Here is a 21,563-nt window from a genome sequence, read left to right on the forward strand (position 1 = left end):
TCCTTTTTTGCAACTCCTTATTTCTCAACTTGCTGCTTTTCTTTTTCCTGATGACATCATCGTATCATTGGAGCAGCCCCATTTTGTCCCCGTCTGCATTTTGTCCAGATAATGGTAAAACAGCCTTCGTATGGCATAGAACTCTGTTTTTCCAACAGGAATCCGTCCTAATTTTTCGTCATACTCCAAAAACGTGTAGGACAGGTCATTCGTCACACTTTTCAATATGTACGGGTAAATCATATCCGAGGCAAAAACCGCGGCCTTCTCGATCATTTCACAGTCTTTTTCGTATCCAATGTTTTGCATGGACATTTCCTCTTTTATCTTTCTGATTTTGGATTTCTTCTCCTCGTACTGCATACAAAATGCCCGCAGCTCATAATACCTGTTTTTTGATATCCCGTAGTCTTCCAGAGATTTTTCCCTTAACCTTCCACTCACTTTTTTCGCCCCTCTCTATTACAATTTTTAGTTTTTATATATTTTTGTTGATTTTAAATCATTTTCTATTCTAAAAAATTTTTATTTTAAATCCAAATTACACTTTTTATTTTGGAATTTGATTTTGAAACGATTTAAAATCATCTTGAACCAACAATATCACATTGTTGATTATAAGTCAACTATTATTTTATTTCTTTTCTGATATTGATTTTAAATCTATCACATAGTATAATCACTTTAAACAAAGGGAGGGATCGCTCATATGCCGGAAATAGGAAGACGAATTAAGCTCAAACGTGAGGAACTTGGAATTACCCAGGAAGAATTGGCAGGCAGACTTGGTTATAAAAGCAAAACAACCATTGCCAAAATAGAAAATGGAACAAATGACATCGTTCAAAGCAAGGTCGCTGAGTTTGCCAAGGCTTTGCATACTACTCCAGCCTACCTGATGGGATGGGCGGACGTAGTTTCTCTGCCAAAACAACAGACCGATCATCAGCACAGTAGGACAGAAGATCTCATTATAAAAGAAATGAAAAAGCTTACTAAAAAAGGCCAGAAAAAACTCTTGGATACTGCAAGAGAGATGGCCTGCAATCCTTTGTATAATCCAAATTATGAAATAGAAGTAAATGCGGCCCACGCCCGCACGGATATCGAAATCCCAGCAGGCATCGACACCTCTGAAGAAGATATCATGAACGAAGAAAATTTCTAATCCTTTTACATGAATTAGTTTAATACATACAAATTAAGGGGGTGTTAGTGAATGGACTATGAAACTCTTTTAGAAGAAGCATACAACGAAGGGCTGCTTGTAAAAGAAAAGCCTCTGCAATACAACAATGGAAGGATAAAAGGAAACCGGATCGCCATCCGAAAAGATTTGCATTCCTCAACCGAAAAAGCTTGTGTTCTGGCCGAAGAACTTGGACATCATTATACTTCTGTAGGCAATATTCTTGACATGAACAACTCCTGGAACCGCAAGCAAGAACGCCAGGCACGTCTCCATGGATATGATAAGATGATCGGATTGTGCGGCATTGTCTCAGCTTTCAAGGCAGGCTGTCAAAATAGTTTCGACATTGCAGAATACCTGAATGTCACAGAAGAATATCTTCAGGAATGTATTGCATGCTATAAAGAAAAGTATGGGGTATATACGAAATTTGACAATTATCTGATCTATTTTATACCAGTTCTGACTGTGGCGGAGATGATGTAGGAGGATGACTATTCCCACTATAACAAGCTTTTTGGGCTAGGAATAGTGCCCTGCCTATGGCTATGAAATATCCTTTTGGCTGCTTTCCCCAGCCTCTTTCTTATTCTACTCCTTCCTTTATTCTCGCCTTCGGTTTTGGATAAGGCAATTCCTCCCATGTAATCCGCACAAGCTGCTCCAGCCATTCTTTATCATCCACATCTTCTACAAGATGATAAGAGGCCGGCGCGCCTTCGTGATGTGGATTTTCTTCCAGTTCCGGATAGAAATCTATTCCGGCCTTTGTCACTTTCAAAAACAACTGGTCCTCACAGATGATTGCCACAAATTTCCCATCACAGTACAGTCCATACTCGCCAAACATTTTCCTGTAGGAAATCATCCCCATATCTCTTAATTGATCTGCAATATACTGTACAAATTCCATTGTTGATGACATCATTCTCCCCGCCTTTCTTTTTCCTATCATACTGCTCCTATCGTGTCACCTGTCTGTCATGTTACATATATTCCTGTTATTGTCATTATACAATTTCTCATTCTCAAAAACCACCAAGCCTTCTCTGGCAATCTTTCTTTATATCCTTTATAATAAAATCGAAAAAATCAAGGAGGAATACCCATGATTATTGATGGAAATGAACTAGAAAAAGCTGCCATGGAGGCATTCCATAGGGGAGACCGCATGGAAGGTTTAAAACTTCAGGAAGAGTTTGCCTCCCAATTTCGTGAAGAGTATCAGGATAAAGACCACTGTCCGTGCCAAAAAGCCTGCCGCTATCACGGAAACTGCAAAGAGTGCGTGGCAATCCACCGCGCTCACCAGGAACATGTTCCAAACTGTATGCGTCCTATGCTGAACAAAAAGATCAAACTCTTATCCGAACTTACAGAGCACACGATTTCAAACGAAATCTCGGCTCCAAAAGAAATCCTTCGTAAGTAAAATAGTTTTATGCTCAAAAGGGGGATGCCAAAATCGCTGAAACCCACCCGGCATTTTGACATACCCCTATTCGTTTTTACAACCTGTCTGCCCAAAAGCAAATGGACTCATTTAGAAATTTTGCGCAGCCTTGAACCGATCTGTCATAGTACTGCCGAAAACGCTCATCACTGACATACATAGCAGCCACTCCTTTATGCGCCTCTTTTGCATATGTTTTCCACGTCATGCAAAGCCATTCTTTATGGAGAATCACGATTTCTCTTCCTGTTTCGCTCTCCGGCTCGTCGCCCTGTTTTACAGCCTGTTCCAGTTTGGATAGGATTTCCTGTTCCAAATGTTGAAATCTTTCAAAGTCCTCTCGGGACATATTTAATATCCTCCTGTTCGCAGCATCCACCTGTTCGTCCCCATACGTTTTTCGAATTTCCTCTCCGTACTTTTCTTCGTTCTCTTGCACAAGTCTTTCTTTGAATACCTGAAATCTTTCTTTGTCATCCATCTTTGTCTCTCCTTTCATTGCAATCAGCGTTTGCTTTACAGTCCGGATCAAAGACTCCATTCTCTCTTTTTCCTTTTCAAGCTCCAAAAGATGAGTTTCCAATGCATGACAGATATCAAAATCTTCCTGATAAATGATTCTTTGAATGCTTTTTAGATCAAATCCCCGTTCCCGGTAAAACAGAATCTTCCACAAAAGATCCACTTCCTTTTTCCCATAAAACCGATATCCCGCCTCATTGACAAATGCGGGTTTCAAAAGGTTGATTTCATCGTAATATCTCAGTGTGCGTGCACTCACTCCTGCGATATCTGACAGCTCTTTGATACTGTACTTCATTTTCATTCCCTCCTTCCGGACAAATACAGCATATAGGATTCCGCTGCGGCAATGTCAAGACCTTTTTGCAAAAAAATACACCTTGGCCATCTTGGCTCAAGGTGTATTTTTCATCCCTATTTGTTCAAATACTTTCTCCTTCTCATCACAACCAAAGCCGCACCTGCCATCAATACCATAATGGTCATGACAGCCGTGTCATCTCCGGTCTTTGCGGATTTTGCTGCTCCATTGTCCACTGCTGCTGTTTCTGTGTTTGACTTATCATTTCCTCTGCCGTCTTTTGTATCTGTTCCACCTGCACTTGCAGCCACTTCTTTTCCTGCATTTTGACTACCTCCTGATGCAGGAGTCAATTTTGCAATCGCGTGTGCAAGATCTTCTTCCGCTTTTGCCACTTCTTTTGCTGTTGCCTGTTCATTGTCGCAGACTGCCTGTGCGTCTGCAAGAACGGTCCTGAATTGTGCAAAACTTGCAGTGTCGTAATCTTTCTCCTGAAGTTCCAGTGCCTCTTTTAGCAGGCTTTCAAGAGCGCTCTTGTCCGGTTTCAGCTGCATTCCTGCCATAGCGCCAAGAAGATTCTGCCATGCTGTATTTACCTCTTCCTGCATTGCATTGCCGTCCGCATAAACTTCTTTTGCTTTTGCAAGGGCACTGCCAAATGCCTCTTTTCCTCCGTCCAGATAGCTGTCAAGCTTATCTGCCATGTCATCTGCCAGGGCAATGACTTTTTCAAGATCAGTTTTGTCACCCTGTCTGAAAGACAGATACTGCATTGCCTTGATCAGTTCCTGCCATGCATTGTCAATCATCTGTTGTGTGACTGATGTATCGCCCTCGTTTACTCTTGCCAGAATATCTTTGGCATTTGCAAGCGCTGCATTGTATTTTTCTGCAACTGATGAAACCACTCCGTCCGTGCTCACATCTTCGGCAAGCTGCAGTGCATACTCAAGAACTGCTGTGGAAAGTGCTGCCGGATCAGGTGTCTCTTCCTCCGGATAACTGTACAGCTCAAGTTCATAGATGGATGGCCTTTTTGAATCTGTGATATTCAGCCTGAATTTCGCTGCAGTGATAGTGTCAAATTCACTGTCAAATGCGTATCCGTTCGTCACGCCTGACACAGCTTTTTTCTCGGATGCATCCACATTGTGGGTGAATCCACAAACCCATTGTTGTCCATCCCAGTACTCAATATTATAGCTGTTGATATAATTGTTTGCTGCTTTGTACTCTACAATTCTTGCTGCATTAATGGAAACCTCTTTGCCAAAATCCAGCTCAAGTGTGGCTGTATTTGTTTCGTTTGTTGTCGCCCATCTTGTTGACAAATTTCCATCGATTGCTTTTTCTCCGGTAAAGTTGTCGTTGAATACATTACTTGCATCCGCACTTGCTGCGGTCGGTGCAATATTTTCCGTTCCAGGAATCTCCACCACTTCATTGTAGATCGTAAGGTTATCCAATTTTCCTACCACTCCATTTCCGATTGCCGCTGTAGGAAGAACCATGGAAGAAGACAAATCTTTCTTCACATATTTTCCAAATTCCGTACGTTCTGCATACCCTTGTGGTCTGCCGTTTACAAAGAGTCTGGTACCATCCTTATCTGTCGTGATGGTCATATGGATCCATTGATCCATCGGCACTTCATAGTCAAAAGTGTATGCATAGCCGTCTCTCTCAAATCCGAATTTTCCTGTGTACTCTCCAGCCTTGTTCTTCTGATTTAAGTGGAATGCTCCGTCTTCACTTTCAAACAGTGCTGCATCCTTTGCGCTCTCTTCCTCCACATACAGATCAAAGGAAACAGATGCAGGGAATCCAACCGTGTCAAATGGAAGGGTAAGTGTGCTGTCTTTTTCAAGTCCAAGAGCTTTTCCGTTTCCTGCTTTTCCATCCACAAGCACAGCATTGTTCATTTCCCCATTGTAACCGTTTTTGCTGCCATCTTTTACTGTCTGCGCATCTACGTCTTCAAAGTCGTAAGATGCAATTGTCTCATCCACGCTCTCCACATATCTGGCCGGGTTGCTGGTAGGGCCTTTTTTGATAAGTTCATCGCTTCTTGTCTTAAAGTTTTCGTATGTCTGTCCTTCTGTTTTCTCGCCGTACCATGTGCGCTCCGAGATAATGGAGATACCTTCTTTGAGGCGGTTGTAAATATCAAAATCACTGATCCCGTCTTCCAGGAATCCATCATCATTCCAGAGCACAACCGATGCACCTCTAAGTTGTGGATGAGAAATCGGAATCACTGCTCCGCCGCTTCCTCTTGTTGTTGTAATATTGTTGACGCTCCAGTTTTCAAATAAGTCTTCCACGTTCAAATAGTCGTGATAATTGTTGTTTCCGCCCGGCACAATGTACAGCCAGGAACCCGAGCAGTTGATGATCGGATTTCCGTTTGCCAGTGTTTTCTTCACATCCGCCCAGTACGGCGCCCAAAGATAGTAAGTGACTTCTTTATTCTGCGGTGTCACATATCCCTTGAACCCGGACGCGCCGTCTGTGGATGCCCATGCCCTTGCCTCGTATCCGCGGCTTTGTATAAAGTCTACATAGTGGTTGATATACTGCTGCATTGCCTCGGAATGGTTAGCGGAGGTATCATATTCATCTGTTCCGAAATGGAACACGTCGGACTGGATGACTGCATCACCTGGTCCGTCTCCGATCAGCTCTTCTGTCAATCCATCGATAAAATCTATAGTTGGCTGATGCAGTTTTACATCTTCCACCGGGGCGCTGGAATCCTCGGAAATTTTCAGATGACGGACATCGTACATATTTTCCTTCATTTCCGGTAAAAGGGAGAATACTGCGCTGTGCGCCGGTGTATCAAGCTCTGTGATGACAGCGACTCCATATTCTTTGGCGTCTTTTTGGTACTGAATATAGTCTTCTTTGGAAATCTGATAGGAATGGGATCCAATGCCTTTTTCATTTTCAATCCTGAATGAGGATAAATCCCTTGCCTGTTCCTGATTGTTCTCTGAACCAATATTTTTGTCTGTGATTTTATCTCCTCTGTCATCATTGATGTGCATCACGATTTCATTGATTTTGAAAAATGGCAGAATTTCCGTAATTTCTTTTATGTAATCCAGCTGAATCTCTGAACGCGCAATATCCAGTGCAATGGAGCGCACTTCATATTTCGGATAGTCTCTGGAAATCCCTTTTTGGATCGTTTTCGTATCCTTGCTAAGATACAATGCCTGAACCGCTGTGACTCCTCCGTAAAATGCGCCTTCTTTTGTGGAAGAGATGACGGAAACCGCATCTCCCACTTCCATCTGATACCCTTCTTCTCCGATCGCCGCGATTTTTGCACTTTCATCCAGACCAAGATAAATATCGCCTGCCTTTGGATTTGTCCCTTGTTCTGCTGTCACATCCACGCCGATCATGTTTGTAATATAAGTGGCGATCAGGCTGGCTTTTTGTGCCAAAGTCTCGTCTTTGTACACTACTTTTGCGTTGTCTGCCAGTTTAAATTCTCCAGTCTGTCCGTACCACTCCTGCAAAGCAGGAATGACCTTAGGAGTTTCCCCTTCCCCTGCATCCGGATATTTTCCAGGCACCTGCACAGTACAGTCGTTTGTGCTCACTGCCACATCTTCCGGATTTTCCTTGCTTGTCACTTTATACATGACATGCACATCTTTTGTGTTCAGAGGCTGATGATAGGTTCCGTCCATGGCAATGACCGGTTTGTAATCGCTTCCGTAGATTTCTACATTGAAGTTCTCTGTAATTTCTTCCGGAAAAATCACTTTCTCATTATCACCGGCCGGAAGTTCAAATCCATATTCCTCCACATAAGAGAGCGCTGACTTTGCTGTCTTTGGCGCTGTCGGTTCGTCTGCATACGGATATGCTTCGATTTCATAAATACTGCCGCCATACTTTTGATTATTGCTTGGGTTTGTAAACATTTCTGTCTGATTCACTTTGATATAGCGCACATCCTGTGTCTCAAATGGGATCTTTCTGATATTTTCAATATTGATATTTGGATTGTCTTTTACATCTAAAATCGTTTCATAGGTTTCCCCGTCTTTTGAAATTTCAACTGTATACGCTGACGGCTCTCTGAAAAAGTTTACATTTACCTGAGAAAGAGATGTCTCCTCCCCCAGATCCACGATCAACCACTGGTTATCTGTTTTGTCTGCAGACCACCTGGTCGTCACATCACCGTCCACTGCTTTTTCTCCGACAAACTGCGGATATTTCCAATTTCCGTTTACTTTTCCTCCCTCCACGCCGGAGTAGGTCACAGCTTTATTTAATGCTGCATTTTCATTGTCTGTCCTTGTCCCCTGCACTTCGATTTCATAAAGGGAATATCCCCAGCTCGCCTTAAACGGCTCCACACAAAGTATTTTTACATAGCGCGCCGGAATATCCTCACTGAACTGCTGTTCCTCAATCGTCTGTTTTCCCCCGTCAGAATCTGCATTTGTATAAATGTCCGTATACGTTTTATTGTCCGTGGATACTTGTATTTTGTAGGAAGATGCGTACGCATTTTCCCATGAAAGATAAATCTCGGAAAGGTCGTAGACTCCCTCCAGGTCCACAACGATCCACTGCTCCACGGTTCCGTCTTCGGATGTTCCTTCATTTTCCCCTTTTCCGGTTGCCATCTTAGAACTCCACCTGGAGGATTCCTCATCATCCACCCCGTCCACGGCAAGTCCTCCCACAAGCTCTGCCCTTTGCGGTCTTACACTGGATGTGGCAGTGGGCTTGTTCAGCGCCACATTCACGCCTTCTGCCTGTACATCTTCCACATTTGCAGGAAGATATCCGGCCATCATACTTGCCGAAAGGCAGGCCGCCAAAATCTTTTTCATAACACTTCTTTTCATCTTTTCTCTCCTTTCCCGGATGTCACAAAAAAGGCAAAACCTGATTTTTCGCACAAGTAACCTTTTGCCTGTGCTCCAAATTGGTTTTGCCTGCTTTACCAGTAACAATCCTTGTATCTTTTTTCACATTTTACAACTTGTATTTCTTATTTTCAATATTTTGTTTAATTTTCTACTTTTTTAACAGTTTTATGCTTACTTATTTGTTATTATTACCCATAACATTTTATTATTTTTACTATAATTTTCCATATACAAAAAGCGCGGAAAATTTTTGATAAGATTTTCCGCGCTTTTTCATTATCTATGAATACGTCTTCTTCTGTCGGCTGCAACTAAGGCTGCGCCTGCCATCAACACCACAAGCAACATCACCGGAGTACCATCTCCTGTCTTTGCTGATCTTGCTGTACTGTTTCCTGTTTCTGCACCTGTCTTTTCTGAATCTTTTACCTTGCTGGTGCCTGTATTATTTCCAGCTGCATTTGCAGTCACGCCTTTTCCTGCATCCTTGCTGCCATCTGTTGCAGATGTCAGTTTTGCGATTGCTCCTTTCAGGCTTTCTTCAGCTGCTTTTACCTCATCCAAAGTTGCCTGCTCGTTTTCATAAACTGCCTGTGCCTGCGCAACTGCTGACCGGAATGCTGCAAAACTTGCTTTGTCATAGTCCGCCTCATGGAAACCTTCTGCCTGGTTCAAAAGTTCTTCCAGCGCACCTTTATCTGGTTTCAGCCGCAATGCGCTTGCTGCGTCCATCAATGCCTTCCAGGAATCATCCACTTCTTTCTGTGTTGCCAAAATATCATCTGCTACTGTTTTTGCATTTTCAAGGGCTGTCCTAAATGTATCCTGTCCTTCTTCCAGATATTTGGAAAGATCCAAAGCACTTGACCACTCGATTACTTTGTTAAGGTCCGTCTTATCAGCCATCTTGCGGTTCAGCTCTGCTGTTGCTTTCAAAAGTTTCATCCATGCATCGTCGATCTCTTTTTGCATTGCGTTTTCGTCATCGCGGACTTTCTTCGCTTCATCAAGAACTGACAAGAATGCGTCCATCTTCTCGTTATCTTCATAATCATTCATATCAAGACTTTCCGCAAATGCGATCACTTTTTCGAGATCTGTCTTGTCGCCCTGTTTGAATTCCAAAAACTGCATGATGTCGATCAGCGCCTTCCAGCTGTCGTCCACCATCTCCTGTGTAACAGTCTTGTCTCCACTGTCCACTCTCTCAAGAATCGCCTGTGCATCTGCAAGTCTTGTCTCGAATTCCTTTGCAATTACAGGAATGATGCCTTCTGTATCCGCTTTTCCTGCAAGCTCAATGGCATATTCCAGTACTGCGGTAGAGATATCCTGCTGCTGTACTTTTTCCAGCACTGCCATTGCGTCGTTCACTGCTGCAACCACTGCATCGACTTCTTCCACTGTGTTCAGATTATCAAGAGAAATCTTAGCCATCATTTCCTGGAATTTAGCCCAGCTTTCCGGTGTATAATCGCTTTCTTTTAAAGCCATTGCCTCATTGTAAGCATCAATCGCCTCCTGCGCAACAACCAGAATATGATCTGCGAGCTCGTCCTGCTTGTCCAGGATATTTTGCTTGAAAGTCATAAAGTCTTCTTCCGTAAGAGCATCTGTGCCCTCTGCCAAAGAAATGTATCTTTCCAGTTCTTCTTTAAAGGTATTGTAGAACTCTTCCTCCACATCTCCGTTTCCTGTGCCTGCTGTGTACTTGCCAAGTTCATCCAGCGCAGCCTGTGCATACTCTTTCAACTCATCTTTCAATGATGCGTACACTTCAAATTCATAAAGGCTTCCGCTGTAGTAGTTTCCATTTCCTGTATGATGCCAACGTTTCTCCTGCACATATTTGACATATCTTGCCTTGACAGGGTCTACTTTTACATTCTGGATTCCAGGTATTCCTTTGGAGCTTTCTGCAAAGGTATTGTCTTCAAATGTATAAACATCTGTGTAGGTTTCTCCGTCTTCTGATACTTGAATCTTATATTTTGGCACCTGTGATTCGTAATTGAGAACAAATTCGGAAATTTCTTTTACCTCTCCAAGATCCACAAGCAGCCACTGCTCGTCCGCTGTTTTTGCAAAAGAAACACGGGAATCACTGGATACAACTCCGTCCACTGCCTTGTCCGCTGTGAAACGTCCGTCATTTACTTCCAGTCCGGATACACTTACCTCTTTGTTGAGAGCAAGGTTGTCGCGGCTTGCCATGTTGAGGGCATCCCCGATTTCGCTTTCTGACATTGCATAGTTATAGATTTCCAGGTTGTCCATACTGCCTTTTGCCTGATCTAAAATCTTTTCAAATGTCATCACAGAAGTTCCGCTCTGCTGTGTCTTGCCTGCAATGGTTGGATCCATTGTCTTTGCAGTTCCTTTATTGACACCATTTACATAGAGGGTTGTATTCTTTGTATCTCCCACAAATGTCAGTGTCACCCATTCATTTTCCGGCAGCTCATAGTCAAAGCTAAACCTGTATGCTCCCCGCTTAAATCCAATCTTTCCGCTACCGTCAATGTCTGCATAAACCACACCGTCTTTTCCTTTGAAAATGGTCGTATTTTCATCGATCTCTGACAGATTTACTTTGGCAAATACTGTATAAGGATATCCCATGCTGTCAAACGGAAGGGAAATATATCCGTCTTTTTCTGTCTTCACCACTCCATCTTCCACAACTGCACCATGAAGTGTTGCATCATATCCATTTTCACTTGTGTCTGTTCCATCCTGTGAGAATTTATATTCTGCAACTTTGCTGTCCACGCTGTCCACATGACGTCCAGGGTTTGCATTTGGAACCTTATCGTCCAGTGCATCCATGCGTGCCATAAATTCTTCGTATGTCTGGCCGTCTTGTTTTTCGCCGAACCATGTCTTTTCAGATACAATCGCAACGCCTTCTTTGAAACGATCAAAGATATCAAACCATGAGAAACCTGTCTTGAAGGAAGTCATATCATTCCATACACAGAATTCTGCTCCTTTTGTCTGAGGATGAGCGATCGGCATGATTGCCTCTCCGGATGGATTTCTTCCTGATTTATAATTGTTGACTTCAAATTCATTGTACAGTCTCTTTAAGTCCAGACGATCCGGGTAGCCCGCATTTCCTGATGGAACGATGTAAAGCCATCCGCCGTATGTGTTGATCATGTCGTATCCTGCATCGTACATTTCGTGCACATCTGCCCAGTACGGAGCCCACATGTTCATCACTGCTTCGTTGGACACCGGTGTAGTTCCGTTGAAACCATTCTTTCCAAGAGAGCCCCAAAGTCTTGTCTTGTATCCTTTGTCATTGACATAATTGATAAAATGGTCTGTCCATTTTCTCATCTGCTCGCCGTACTTTTTATCATACTCATCTGTTCCAATGTGGAAATTTTCGCTCTGTACAACAGGGTCCTCTCCGTCCAGATATTCATCGATCAGGTTTTCGATGATTTCCTGATTTGCCTCTCTTGCCTCATCTGTTGTGATATCCAGATATCCCTTTTTGCCATCCAGCATTTTTACCCCAGGAACATCGCGGAAACACTCTGCATGATATGGTGTATCGATTTCTGTGATGACATCAATGCCATATTTTTTCATATCTTTCTGATACTGGCGGTAATCATCTTTTGTATAGTATCCATCATCTGCCACAATCTCAGGATAGGTATCACTCTCCAGACGGAATGCGCTGTATCCGGACTGTGACCAGTAATCATTGATATGTACCTGAATTTCATTCATCTTAAACCAGGACATATAAATGGTCATTTCTTTTAGATATTCAAGCGGTATGTACATACGTCCTACATCCACCATGCCTGCACGGATCGGGTATTTTGGATAATCTCTCGCTGTTCCTTTGGCAATGTTGTCCATATTTTCATCCTGATACAAAATCTGTGTCACGGATGCTCCGCCGTAAGTCATACCTGTCACTGTCGGAGAAGTGATGGTCACGTAATCGCCGATTTCCAGAAGATATCCTTCCTCACCAAGTTCGTCCACAGTTCCACCCGTTTTCAGGTATACATCACCTGCTTTTGGCTCCTCACCTTTGACAATCTCAATGTCAATATCAAGCATATCATCAAAATATGTTTTAATGACATCTGCGGCACTGCTCATGGAATCATCCGACACGACAAGTCTTGTGTCTGCTGTCCTTGTATAGGTTCCTTCTCCGCCCTTCCATTCGCGCAGTCCAGGAAGTACATTTGGTTTTTCATTGTCCCGGTTTTCTGTTTCGTATTTTCCCGGAACAGTGATCTTGATGTCTGCCTCGGATTTGGCCACATCTTCTGCGTCTTCTGCATTTTCTACTTTATAGAGAAGGTTGACATCCATATCAACCAGAGGCTGGATAATCGTACCGTCCAGTTTTACAACCTGCTGGTTATCGCTGCCGTAAAGAGAAATCTGATATCCATCCGGCACTTCCGGAAGAACCAAATGTGTTCCATCATCGGAAATCTCAGGTTTTTGTCCATTTAAAGAATCCAGGACATCTTTTGCGCTGCCCATGGAATTCTGTGCAAATACTTCCAATTCATAGATAGAATATCCGTATTTTGCTGTCTTTGGCTCCTGACAGTAAATGCGTACATATCTTGCAGCATCCACCTGCAAGTCACGGTATGTCTGGCTGCCTGCTTCTGTGGCTGTGCATTCTTTTACTGTCGTAAATTCCTGTCCATTCAAAGAAGTCTGAATCTCATATTTTGTGGCAAATGCTGCTTCCCAGTAAATGTTGATCTGGTTTACCGGGGTCTGCGCCCCCAAATCCACCATCAGCCACTGTTCCTTTGTTCCAATGTCTCCATCTCCCTCATTGGTTGTTCCTGTTGCACGTTTGGAACTCCAACGGGAGTCTGAACCTTTAGTGTCTCCATCCACAGCCTTGTCCGGTGTCCAAGGTTTCCCAGGATAAGAGCTTGACGCAGTTGCTGTCTTGCCCAAAGCCAGGTTTTCATTACCTGCTGCCTTTGCAGGGATGCTCAATGATGGCACGATCATGCTAAGTGTCAGCACAAATGCTATCAAAGAGCGCCACACTCTGTTTTTTGTTTTCATAATATCCTCCTTTTCTCCCTTGTCATGGGATTGATGTTTTTTATCCTGAATTTTCCATTCAGAACAGCACTTATTGTGAAGTGCTTCATTATGTTATCTCTTTTTCTTCAACAAATCAAGCACTTTGCATAAAGTAATCCTTGTTTTTTCCGCCTCTTTATCAAAATTGACCTTTCTTAACATCCAAATGGTTTTTAACTTTATTATCTCTCGTTGTTTTTTCTCTATTTTCCGGTAAAATCAAATTTTATTTGGCCGTTCTGCCACAATTTCTGCTCCACAATTTTTATCTCATCTCCCTCCTTGCCCCATCCGATCAAAAAAGGAGACTTTGGATCATGCAGACACATATTTTGGCAAACCGACTTCATATCATAATTTGCATAACAATACCTGCACCCGTGTCCGCATGTATTGTACATGCCAATGTCATTTCCAAGCAGGCACTCACACCCCGCACGGACGTATTTCACACTTCCCGGCACTTCCAATTCACATCCCACTGCCCTCTCCAGCGTTTCTTTTGATAGACACCCTGAAGTATCCACCCCATATTTCTTCCACTTTTCCCCTTCACAACAGGTACGGATGCTGATTCCATAATGTCTCCCTGTTTTTACAAACTCTGTCACAAGTTTCTCCTGCATATCTGCCGAGACTTCTCCCACTCCGGGGAAATTTTTCTTTGTCTTTTCATAGAGATCCAAAAAACTGATAACACAATTGTCAACACTCCCAGACAATTGAGCAGCCATGCGCTCAAACATTTCAATGTGAAAGGCAAAGGAGTACTTGTCTGTCAAAAAGATAGGATCATAACGCCAGCTTACACAGGAGGGTCCAAGCAGTCTTGACAGGTGTTCCAAAGATTTCATCACTTCTTCCTTTGGCGGAACAAAAGGCTCCACATCTCTCCCATATGGGGTGATGGTGACAGACCAAAAATGGCAAAACTTTTGGATTTCATCTATTCTTGCAAGCATGGGCGTGGGATTTTTCGTGCAAAAAACAAGCACATCTACAACTTCTGGGCTTAAAGAAAATTGATGCACTTTTTCAGGGCAGTATGGATTTCTTGCACACACGTACCCTTCCTTTATCCGATTGTAAAACCACTCGCTGTAATATGCAGGTATATCTGTCCTGTTTCCTGTGTTGAGGATCATGCCTTTCACTCCCTTCTGTTTTTCTTATTTTACGGCCCGGTCGTTATCTTTTGCAATCAATCTTTTACATTTTCTACTTCTTTTTATTTGGGGACTCTATGTTTCGTAGGTTTTCTGACGTGAAAACACCCTTTATATAGAAAATTGAGGCAAGGGGATGCTCCCCTTACCTCAACTTTCCATACTCTTCCTCTCCCACTGGCTCGCACCACTCATTTCTCGTGTCCTGGCCCGGAACTTCCACAGCCAAGTGTGCAAACCAACTGTCCGGCGCAGCTCCGTGCCAGTGTTTCACTCCTGCCGGAATATTTACCACATCCCCCGGATGCAGCTCTCTTGCCTCTTTGCCCCATTCCTGGTAATATCCTCGTCCGGCTGTGACAAGCAGAATCTGTCCGCCTCCGCTCTTTGCATGGTGAATATGCCAATTGTTGCGGCATCCAGGTTCAAATGTCACATTCCCAATCCCGACCTGCTGCGTGGAGAGCATGTTCAAATAACTCTGCCCTGTAAAAAACTGTGCAAACGCATCATTTGGTGCACCAATCGGGAACACTGCTCCCTCTCCCAACTCTTTTTTGATTTTTTCCATATCCATAATAAGCAACCTCCTTTTATTGTTCTGCTGCATGATCAATACAGGTAATGGCATTCAAACTGCGCGGATATCCGATATACGGCAGACATTGCGACACAACCTTTATCAAAAATTCTTTGTCGTTTCCAAGATTCATATTTCCTTTTGCATGAGCAGTCAGCTGTGGCTCACATCCTCCCTGTGCCATCAGGAAACAAAATGTGATCATCTCCCTTTGTTTCAAATCCAGTCCTGTGCGGGTGTAATAGTCTCCAAAACAATTTGCCGCCAGCCACCGATTGATGTGGCCGTTTTTCCACGCATCCCTCATCTGCTCTCCGAAGATGTCCACCTGTGCCTGCGCCCCTCTTTCCATGCGGTTCTCCATGGTCGTTGTGGACTGACCTGGAAGAGGAAGATCCACGCCAATAGAAATCAAATATTCATTTGTGGCATCCAAGAAAGGAAGGACACGTCCGATCCCCAGATAATCCACTGCCTGGTACACCATCTCTTTGACCATGACTGGAGTCAATCCTGCATCCAGTGCACGCGGGAGGACTCTTTGATACTCTTCTATTCCCTGACATCCCATAAGCGTTGACAAAATGGCAAGATAGCGTGTGTTTTCCTCCAGGCTCTGCCCTTCTTCTTTTACCACTTCTTCAAAGGCAAACTTCTCGAATCGCTCCATAAATTCCGGATCTGTATCGTAATAATTCATTTTCCTTCCTCCGTTTCTTAAATCCACTGTTTGATACGCATCTCTTCGTTTGTTACGTTTCCGCCGCGGAGCGCAAGCCCACTCTCCACAACAGCCCCCGGACAAAGTTTGCGTATATCCCTCTCACTTCTTCCCATCCCGCTGCCTTCGTGAGTACAGAACGGCTTTAGCACTTTGCCGGTAAAGTCAAAATGCTCCAAAAAAGTAAAAACCGCCATGGGCATGGTGCCCCAGTAATTCGGATATCCCAAATAGATTGTGTCATATTCATCCAGATTTTCCGGATAAGACTTTAGCTCTGGTCTGGCATCCCGTTTCTGGTCTGCCTGCGCCTGAGCAATACATGTATTATAATCTTTTGCATAAGGTTTCATCTGCTCAATCTCAAACATGGAGGCTCCTGTCAACTTCTGAATCATGCCAGCCACAATTTCTGTGTTCCCAACCTCCAGATCTTTGATGTCTCCATTTACATAATTTTCATCTGCTCTTGAATAATAAGCAATCAGTTCTGCCATGTTTTACACCTCTTTTCTGACTTTCATTATACTCTTCTTCTATTTGACGCAGAATCATCGATATGTTAGAGTTGTATTAATCAAAAGTTTATACGGAGGTGTTTTCATGTACAATCAACTGCTTCCTACATTTGTATGCGCAGCAGACTGCGGCAGTTTTACGAAAGCTGCGGAAAAACTATTCCTCTCGCCCACTGCAGTGATGAAACAACTCAATACTCTTGAAAAACATTTGGATGTAAAACTGATGGAACGTACTCCTGCCGGAATACAGCTTACACCTGCAGGAGAAATCATTTACAAGGACGCGAAATTTCTCTTTGATTACTCCAGAAAATCCATCTCCAGCGCAAAGGCCGCCATGGAGCGCACAGGGCATATGTTCTGTGTGGGAACTTCTCTTTTAAATCCCGCGAAACCGTTTATGGATCTGTGGTACCGGGTCAACCAGGATTTTCCTGACTATAAACTGCACCTTGTCCCTTTTGAAGATGACCACCACGGAATTCTCTTTGAAATTTCCAAGCTTGGCGAAAAATTTGATTTTCTTCTCGGCGTATGCGATTCCAGACTCTGGCTCAACCGGTGCAGCCTTCTTCCCCTTGGCAGATACAAAAAAATGTGCGCTGTCTCAAGAGAACATCCACTGGCCAAGAAAAACTGCCTCGAAATCTCTGATCTGTACGGTCAGACACTGATGATGGTCAAAGAGGGGGACTCGGACACCAATGACTTAATCCGAAGGGAACTGACCCGCAAACATCCAAAGATCAGGATTGAAGACACTCCTCGTTTTTACGACATCTCTGTCTTCAACCGCTGCGCAGAGACCGGAAATGTCCTCCTCACATTGGAGTGCTGGCAGGATGTGCACCCTGCACTTGTAAGTATCCCTGTAAACTGGGATTACAGTATTCCCTACGGACTTCTCTATTCCCTAAAACCTCCGGAAGATGTCCAGCGGTTTGTGGAAACTGTAAAAAAACTTATATCTGCTCCATGTACATCCGAATAATTGTTTGCAAATAAAGTGGTACTGTTGGTTTACAGTTTCCACTTTATTTTTTTCATTGTAGTCTTTATTTTTTGTTTATCATTTTTATTTATCAGCATTTTGAAATTTTTTCTGATTTTTTTCTAATTTTACGTTGACAAAACGAGATATGTGAGTTAATATAGCATTAACAAAAGAAAAGGAGGACAGACCACCAAAAACATAATCTAAACCAACAAAAATAAAAAGGAAAGAGGTACAGTCCAATGGGAAAGTAATTTCATTATTTTAAAAAACACTATTTGAGAAAATAGTTTCAAATAGATATCAATTACATAAGGAGGTTAGTCCAATGGATGAACTGTTTTAAAAATCCGCTGTATTTTAGAGAAACAAATACAGTGGATTTTTATTGCATTCCTATCAAAATCCTCCTGGTTTTGACAATAAGTTGCATAAAATTGAAATTTTGTATTGCTTTTTTACCCAAACTCCGATTATCCTAGAATAGGAAATAGCAAAAAATAATTTATAATTAGCGAGGTATGTAAAATGGAACCTATCAAAGAAGGAAAAGTCCGTGAGATTTATGACAATGGCGACAACCTGATCATGGTGGCAACTGACCGCATCAGTTGTTTTGATGTTATCTTAAAGAATACGATAACAAAAAAAGGAACTGTTCTGACTCAGATGTCCAAATTCTGGTTCAACATGACAAAAGACATTTTGCCAAACCATATGATCTCCACAGATGTCAAAGACATGCCTGAGTTCTTCCGGCAGCCTCAGTTTGACGGAAACAGTATGATGTGCAGAAAACTGAACATGCTGCCTATCGAGTGTATCGTACGTGGATACATCACAGGAAGCGGCTGGGCAAGCTATCAGAAAAACGGAACTGTGTGCGGGATCAAACTTCCGGAAGGATTAAAAGAGTCCGATAAACTGCCTGAGCCAATCTACACCCCATCCACAAAGGCAGAGATTGGTGAACACGATGAAAATATCTCTTATGAGCAGAGTATCGCTCACCTGGAAAAATATTTCCCGGGAAAAGGAGAGGAGTATGCTGCAAAACTTCGCGATTACACAATCGCTCTTTACAAGAAATGTGCGGATTACGCACTGAGCCGCGGCATTATTATTGCTGATACAAAATTTGAGTTCGGACTTGACGAGGAGGGAAACATTGTTCTTGGAGACGAAATGCTCACACCAGACAGCTCCCGTTTCTGGCCGGCTGACGGATACGAACCAGGTCATGGACAGCCTTCTTTTGACAAACAGTTTGCCCGCGACTGGCTGAAAGACAACCCGGACAACAACTGGACACTGCCGGATGATGTGGTACAGAAAACCATTGATATCTATCTGCAGGGTTATGAAATGCTGACTGGGGAAAAACTGTAAACCTTTGACTGAAAGTCTATATAAATCATATAAGAACCCGAAAATTTCTTATCCGGAAATCTTCGGGTTCTTGATTTGTCTCGACACATTATTTTTCTTCCACTTCTCTGAATCTTATATCAACATCATTTATGGTCACTCCATGTAGCAGTTCATAAATAGAACCATGTATTTTTTCTTCAAAATACTGTTTCAGTTCCACATTTTTAGTCCATTGTGCCTGTGGATAATTTCCATATCTGCGTTTGACATCTGCCATTCTTTCCTCAATATCCAAAAAACTCTCATTTCCTGCCAATGCATCACAAATCTGAATCAATCTGTCATAATCGTCATACTTCATTTTCCCGAGAAGATCGCAAGCATCGGCAGCTTCATTTTCCGGAATATCAATTTTTCCTATATAGATCCCAAAATCTTGATTTGGAAAGGAATGAGTCAGGCATACTTTTGCCACTTGTCTAAACCCAAGACGCTGCATATACTGATGCCCATAGTATATATGCCCAAGATCCCGGACACGAAACCTTCTTCCAATGTCATGCAGCAACGCCAATACATAGGCTTTTTCTGCATCCATAGAACATGCCATGGCAATCTCTTGGGCGCATAGAGCTGCTACTCTGCAGTGATTCCCCCACGGGCCGGGATTTAGCTCCTCGGCAGCTGCAAGAAGTATTTCTGCATTTTTCTTATCAGGATATCCACGTTCTATCTGACGTAACGTCTCTATGGCATCTGTCCAGTTTCCAACACGAAGATATTCTGTCTTTTTCTTCTGATTTGCCTTACTGGAAAACAAAAGTACAGGAATCCCCCTGCTTATAACTGAGTCACAATTCTCAGGGCTATCATCGATCAGCACAGATATCTTTTCATTCATACAGGCGTTTGCTTTATCCAAAGTACAAATCAATTTGTCATAGACAATCCCGCCATTTTTTAGCTCTTCTCGTGTAGTTTTATAGGGATCTGTGTATAATTCATCTGTTCGCGCGGTAATGATCACTATTCTATGGCCAAGATCGCGCAATTTTTGGACTCCCCATGCAGCATCTGATTTAAACGGCGTGCTTGCAACCACCTTGTCATAATAGGCTCTGCAAAATCCAATCTCATCTTTTTTCCACTCGGGCGGCAAGTTGCTATATGAAATATTTTTCTTCTTCAATTCATCCACATCCGCCCCGAAATATTCTGCTACAAATGGGAGAAAATAATCAAAAGATTCCGTTAATGTATCGTCTATATCAATCGCTATGTTCATATCCGTTAGTCTCCCTTATATCAAACCACGGTTCGCGCAGTAATAGTAAATCCCGTCACCTGCGACATGACCGCATATTTCATCAGCTGTCTGTTTGAGTTTATCCGATGCATTTTCCATTGCTATCCCCAGCCCGACTGCCTGCAGCATTTCAATATCATTATCGCCATCACCAAAAGCAATGGCATCTTCCTGTGTCAATACAGATCATGACATTTTTTTGCTTTAATCGTATAAGTGTTTTTATCATCTTTTCCGATATCATTTTCTTTTTCATATCAATAAGTGTTCCATCAATATCAAAAAATGCAATTTTTATATTATTCATACTTCAATTCTCCCTCACCAGTCCCTCCAGGCAATAATGAAAATCTGATTTTTTCTTGCTTTCCTGCAAATATTTTAATATAATTATATCATCAATTTTATAATAATTATAGGAGATAATCACAGTATTTCTATGATTATATCGTTAATTTATAGCAAGATTAAAAGGGAGTTGTGCAATTATGGCGTTATCTGCTTGTGGTGTGACGATCGACAAAAAAGGGAAAGAAGTTATGGAACATGGACTTACGATGTTTCCGCTCTCCTGTTTTGATGATAATTTGCAAATATATCCTGTCCCATGGCACTGGCACGATGAATTTGAATTCATTATTATTACAGAAGGAATTGCTCATATACAGGCAGAAAATGCAACCATTCCTGTAATCCCAGGTGATGCAATCTTTATCAACTCTGGTGTACTCCACAGCATTGAACATGGAAAATGTGCAGATATAAACTGTCATTCGCTTGTGTTTCACGCCCGGATCATAGGTGGCAGTGTAGAAAGCATTTTCTGGCAAAAACTCATCACTCCAATTCTACACGATGAATCTTTCCGTTATCTCTACTTGAATCAAACCATTCCCTGGCAGGCTGATATTATTGAGGATATGAAAAGTGCATGGCAGGCTGTAGCAGACGAAATATTTGATTACGAAAATGTTGCCCGCTACCATTTATCTCGGGCTTTTCGTCTCATCAATAGCAATAAGCCAGTTTCTCAGACTAAGGTAAGACAGCGCGAAAAATTGTCGACTGAACGAATTAAAACAATGATAGAATATATTGAGAAAAACTATTGCGAAGACATAACGCTGGAAATGATTGCTGACAGTGTTTCTCTAAGTAAAAGCGCCTGCTTGTATTGCTTTCACCAAAGGCTGGGTACAACTCCCATACGTTATTTGATTCAGCTGCGAATTGAGAAAGCGGCGGAGCAGTTGATAAAATCAGATGAACCCGTAAACAAAATCGCAATAAATTGTGGGTTTTCAGATATCAGTTATTTCTCTAAATGCTTTCGCGAAATGAAAGGTTTCACACCTAAGGAATATCGGAAATCATATAATATGAACAAGGACAGAACCCCCGAAAAGGAATTCCATCCTCATTAATTCATCTTAAT

The 21,563-nt window shown here is 42.5% G+C and carries 18 protein-coding genes; 6 read left to right on the forward strand and 12 right to left on the reverse strand.

The window, feature by feature from the left end:
• Positions 1-24: 24 nt before the first annotated feature.
• Positions 25-444, reverse strand: a complete 420-nt coding sequence (locus tag B5F18_RS04810; protein ID WP_087156542.1) for a hypothetical protein — start codon at positions 442-444, stop codon at positions 25-27.
• Positions 445-709: 265 nt separating this feature from the next.
• Between B5F18_RS04810 and B5F18_RS04815 the strand changes: the two genes are divergently transcribed.
• Entirely contained in the window at positions 710-1,168 is a 459-nt protein-coding gene (locus B5F18_RS04815) for a helix-turn-helix domain-containing protein (protein ID WP_087156543.1), read from the forward strand.
• A gap of 51 nt (positions 1,169-1,219) precedes the next feature.
• Positions 1,220-1,678, forward strand: coding sequence for an ImmA/IrrE family metallo-endopeptidase (locus B5F18_RS04820; protein ID WP_087156544.1), 459 nt, complete (start codon positions 1,220-1,222; stop codon positions 1,676-1,678).
• A gap of 100 nt (positions 1,679-1,778) precedes the next feature.
• Here B5F18_RS04820 and B5F18_RS04825 read toward each other — a convergent pair whose 3' ends face one another.
• Positions 1,779-2,120 (reverse strand): TfoX/Sxy family protein, encoded by a 342-nt coding sequence (locus B5F18_RS04825; protein WP_330394105.1) that lies wholly within the window; start codon positions 2,118-2,120, stop codon positions 1,779-1,781.
• A gap of 180 nt (positions 2,121-2,300) precedes the next feature.
• Here B5F18_RS04825 and B5F18_RS04830 point away from each other — a divergent pair, with 180 nt between their 5' ends.
• The gene (locus B5F18_RS04830; protein WP_087156545.1) at positions 2,301-2,624 is read left to right on the forward strand and encodes an LPS biosynthesis protein; all 324 of its coding nucleotides are present in this window, start codon (positions 2,301-2,303) and stop codon (positions 2,622-2,624) included.
• 76 nt (positions 2,625-2,700) lie between these two features.
• Here the strand turns inward: B5F18_RS04830 and B5F18_RS04835 are convergent, their stop codons facing one another.
• From B5F18_RS04835 to B5F18_RS04865, 7 genes are all read right to left on the reverse strand, one after another.
• Positions 2,701-3,465: a MerR family transcriptional regulator gene (locus B5F18_RS04835; protein ID WP_087156546.1), complete on the reverse strand. Its 765-nt coding sequence runs from the start codon at positions 3,463-3,465 to the stop codon at positions 2,701-2,703.
• 116 nt (positions 3,466-3,581) lie between these two features.
• Positions 3,582-8,348, reverse strand: coding sequence for a discoidin domain-containing protein (locus B5F18_RS04840; protein WP_087156547.1), 4,767 nt, complete (start codon positions 8,346-8,348; stop codon positions 3,582-3,584).
• Between the two features lie 300 nt (positions 8,349-8,648).
• Complete coding sequence (locus B5F18_RS04845) at positions 8,649-13,448, reverse strand: discoidin domain-containing protein (protein WP_087156548.1); 4,800 nt, start codon at positions 13,446-13,448, stop codon at positions 8,649-8,651.
• Positions 13,449-13,672: 224 nt separating this feature from the next.
• Positions 13,673-14,614, reverse strand: a complete 942-nt coding sequence (locus B5F18_RS04850; protein ID WP_087156549.1) for a DUF1848 domain-containing protein — start codon at positions 14,612-14,614, stop codon at positions 13,673-13,675.
• Between the two features lie 166 nt (positions 14,615-14,780).
• On the reverse strand, positions 14,781-15,212 hold the full coding sequence (locus B5F18_RS04855; protein WP_242955805.1) for a cupin domain-containing protein: 432 nt from the start codon (positions 15,210-15,212) through the stop codon (positions 14,781-14,783).
• A gap of 16 nt (positions 15,213-15,228) precedes the next feature.
• The gene (locus tag B5F18_RS04860; RefSeq protein WP_087156551.1) at positions 15,229-15,915 is read right to left on the reverse strand and encodes a carboxymuconolactone decarboxylase family protein; all 687 of its coding nucleotides are present in this window, start codon (positions 15,913-15,915) and stop codon (positions 15,229-15,231) included.
• A gap of 17 nt (positions 15,916-15,932) precedes the next feature.
• The gene (locus tag B5F18_RS04865; RefSeq protein ID WP_087156552.1) at positions 15,933-16,433 is read right to left on the reverse strand and encodes a flavodoxin; all 501 of its coding nucleotides are present in this window, start codon (positions 16,431-16,433) and stop codon (positions 15,933-15,935) included.
• Between the two features lie 106 nt (positions 16,434-16,539).
• On the opposite strand from B5F18_RS04865, the gene B5F18_RS04870 reads away from it, so the two are divergent.
• Both B5F18_RS04870 and B5F18_RS04875 read left to right on the forward strand, forming a co-directional pair.
• The gene (locus tag B5F18_RS04870; protein WP_087156553.1) at positions 16,540-17,448 is read left to right on the forward strand and encodes a LysR family transcriptional regulator; all 909 of its coding nucleotides are present in this window, start codon (positions 16,540-16,542) and stop codon (positions 17,446-17,448) included.
• Between the two features lie 531 nt (positions 17,449-17,979).
• Entirely contained in the window at positions 17,980-18,840 is an 861-nt protein-coding gene (locus B5F18_RS04875; RefSeq protein ID WP_087156554.1) for a phosphoribosylaminoimidazolesuccinocarboxamide synthase, read from the forward strand.
• A gap of 88 nt (positions 18,841-18,928) precedes the next feature.
• On the opposite strand, the gene B5F18_RS04880 is transcribed toward B5F18_RS04875, so the two are convergent.
• Genes B5F18_RS04880 through B5F18_RS13045 form a run of 3 tightly spaced genes read right to left on the reverse strand, consistent with a single transcriptional unit; the run spans position 18,929 to position 20,435 of the window.
• On the reverse strand, positions 18,929-20,107 hold the full coding sequence (locus B5F18_RS04880) for a 5' nucleotidase, NT5C type (protein ID WP_087156555.1): 1,179 nt from the start codon (positions 20,105-20,107) through the stop codon (positions 18,929-18,931).
• A gap of 15 nt (positions 20,108-20,122) precedes the next feature.
• On the reverse strand, positions 20,123-20,308 hold the full coding sequence (locus B5F18_RS04885; RefSeq protein ID WP_087156556.1) for an HAD family hydrolase: 186 nt from the start codon (positions 20,306-20,308) through the stop codon (positions 20,123-20,125).
• Positions 20,277-20,435: an HAD family hydrolase gene (locus tag B5F18_RS13045; RefSeq protein ID WP_087156557.1), complete on the reverse strand. Its 159-nt coding sequence runs from the start codon at positions 20,433-20,435 to the stop codon at positions 20,277-20,279. Before B5F18_RS13045 ends, B5F18_RS04885 begins: the two co-directional genes overlap by 32 nt.
• A 181-nt stretch (positions 20,436-20,616) precedes the next feature.
• Between B5F18_RS13045 and B5F18_RS04895 the strand changes: the two genes are divergently transcribed.
• Positions 20,617-21,552, forward strand: coding sequence for an AraC family transcriptional regulator (locus B5F18_RS04895; protein WP_087156558.1), 936 nt, complete (start codon positions 20,617-20,619; stop codon positions 21,550-21,552).
• Positions 21,553-21,563 lie beyond the last annotated feature (11 nt).

The organism is Lachnoclostridium sp. An181 (assembly GCF_002160325.1).
Taxonomy (GTDB): Bacteria; Bacillota; Clostridia; order Lachnospirales; family Lachnospiraceae; genus An181.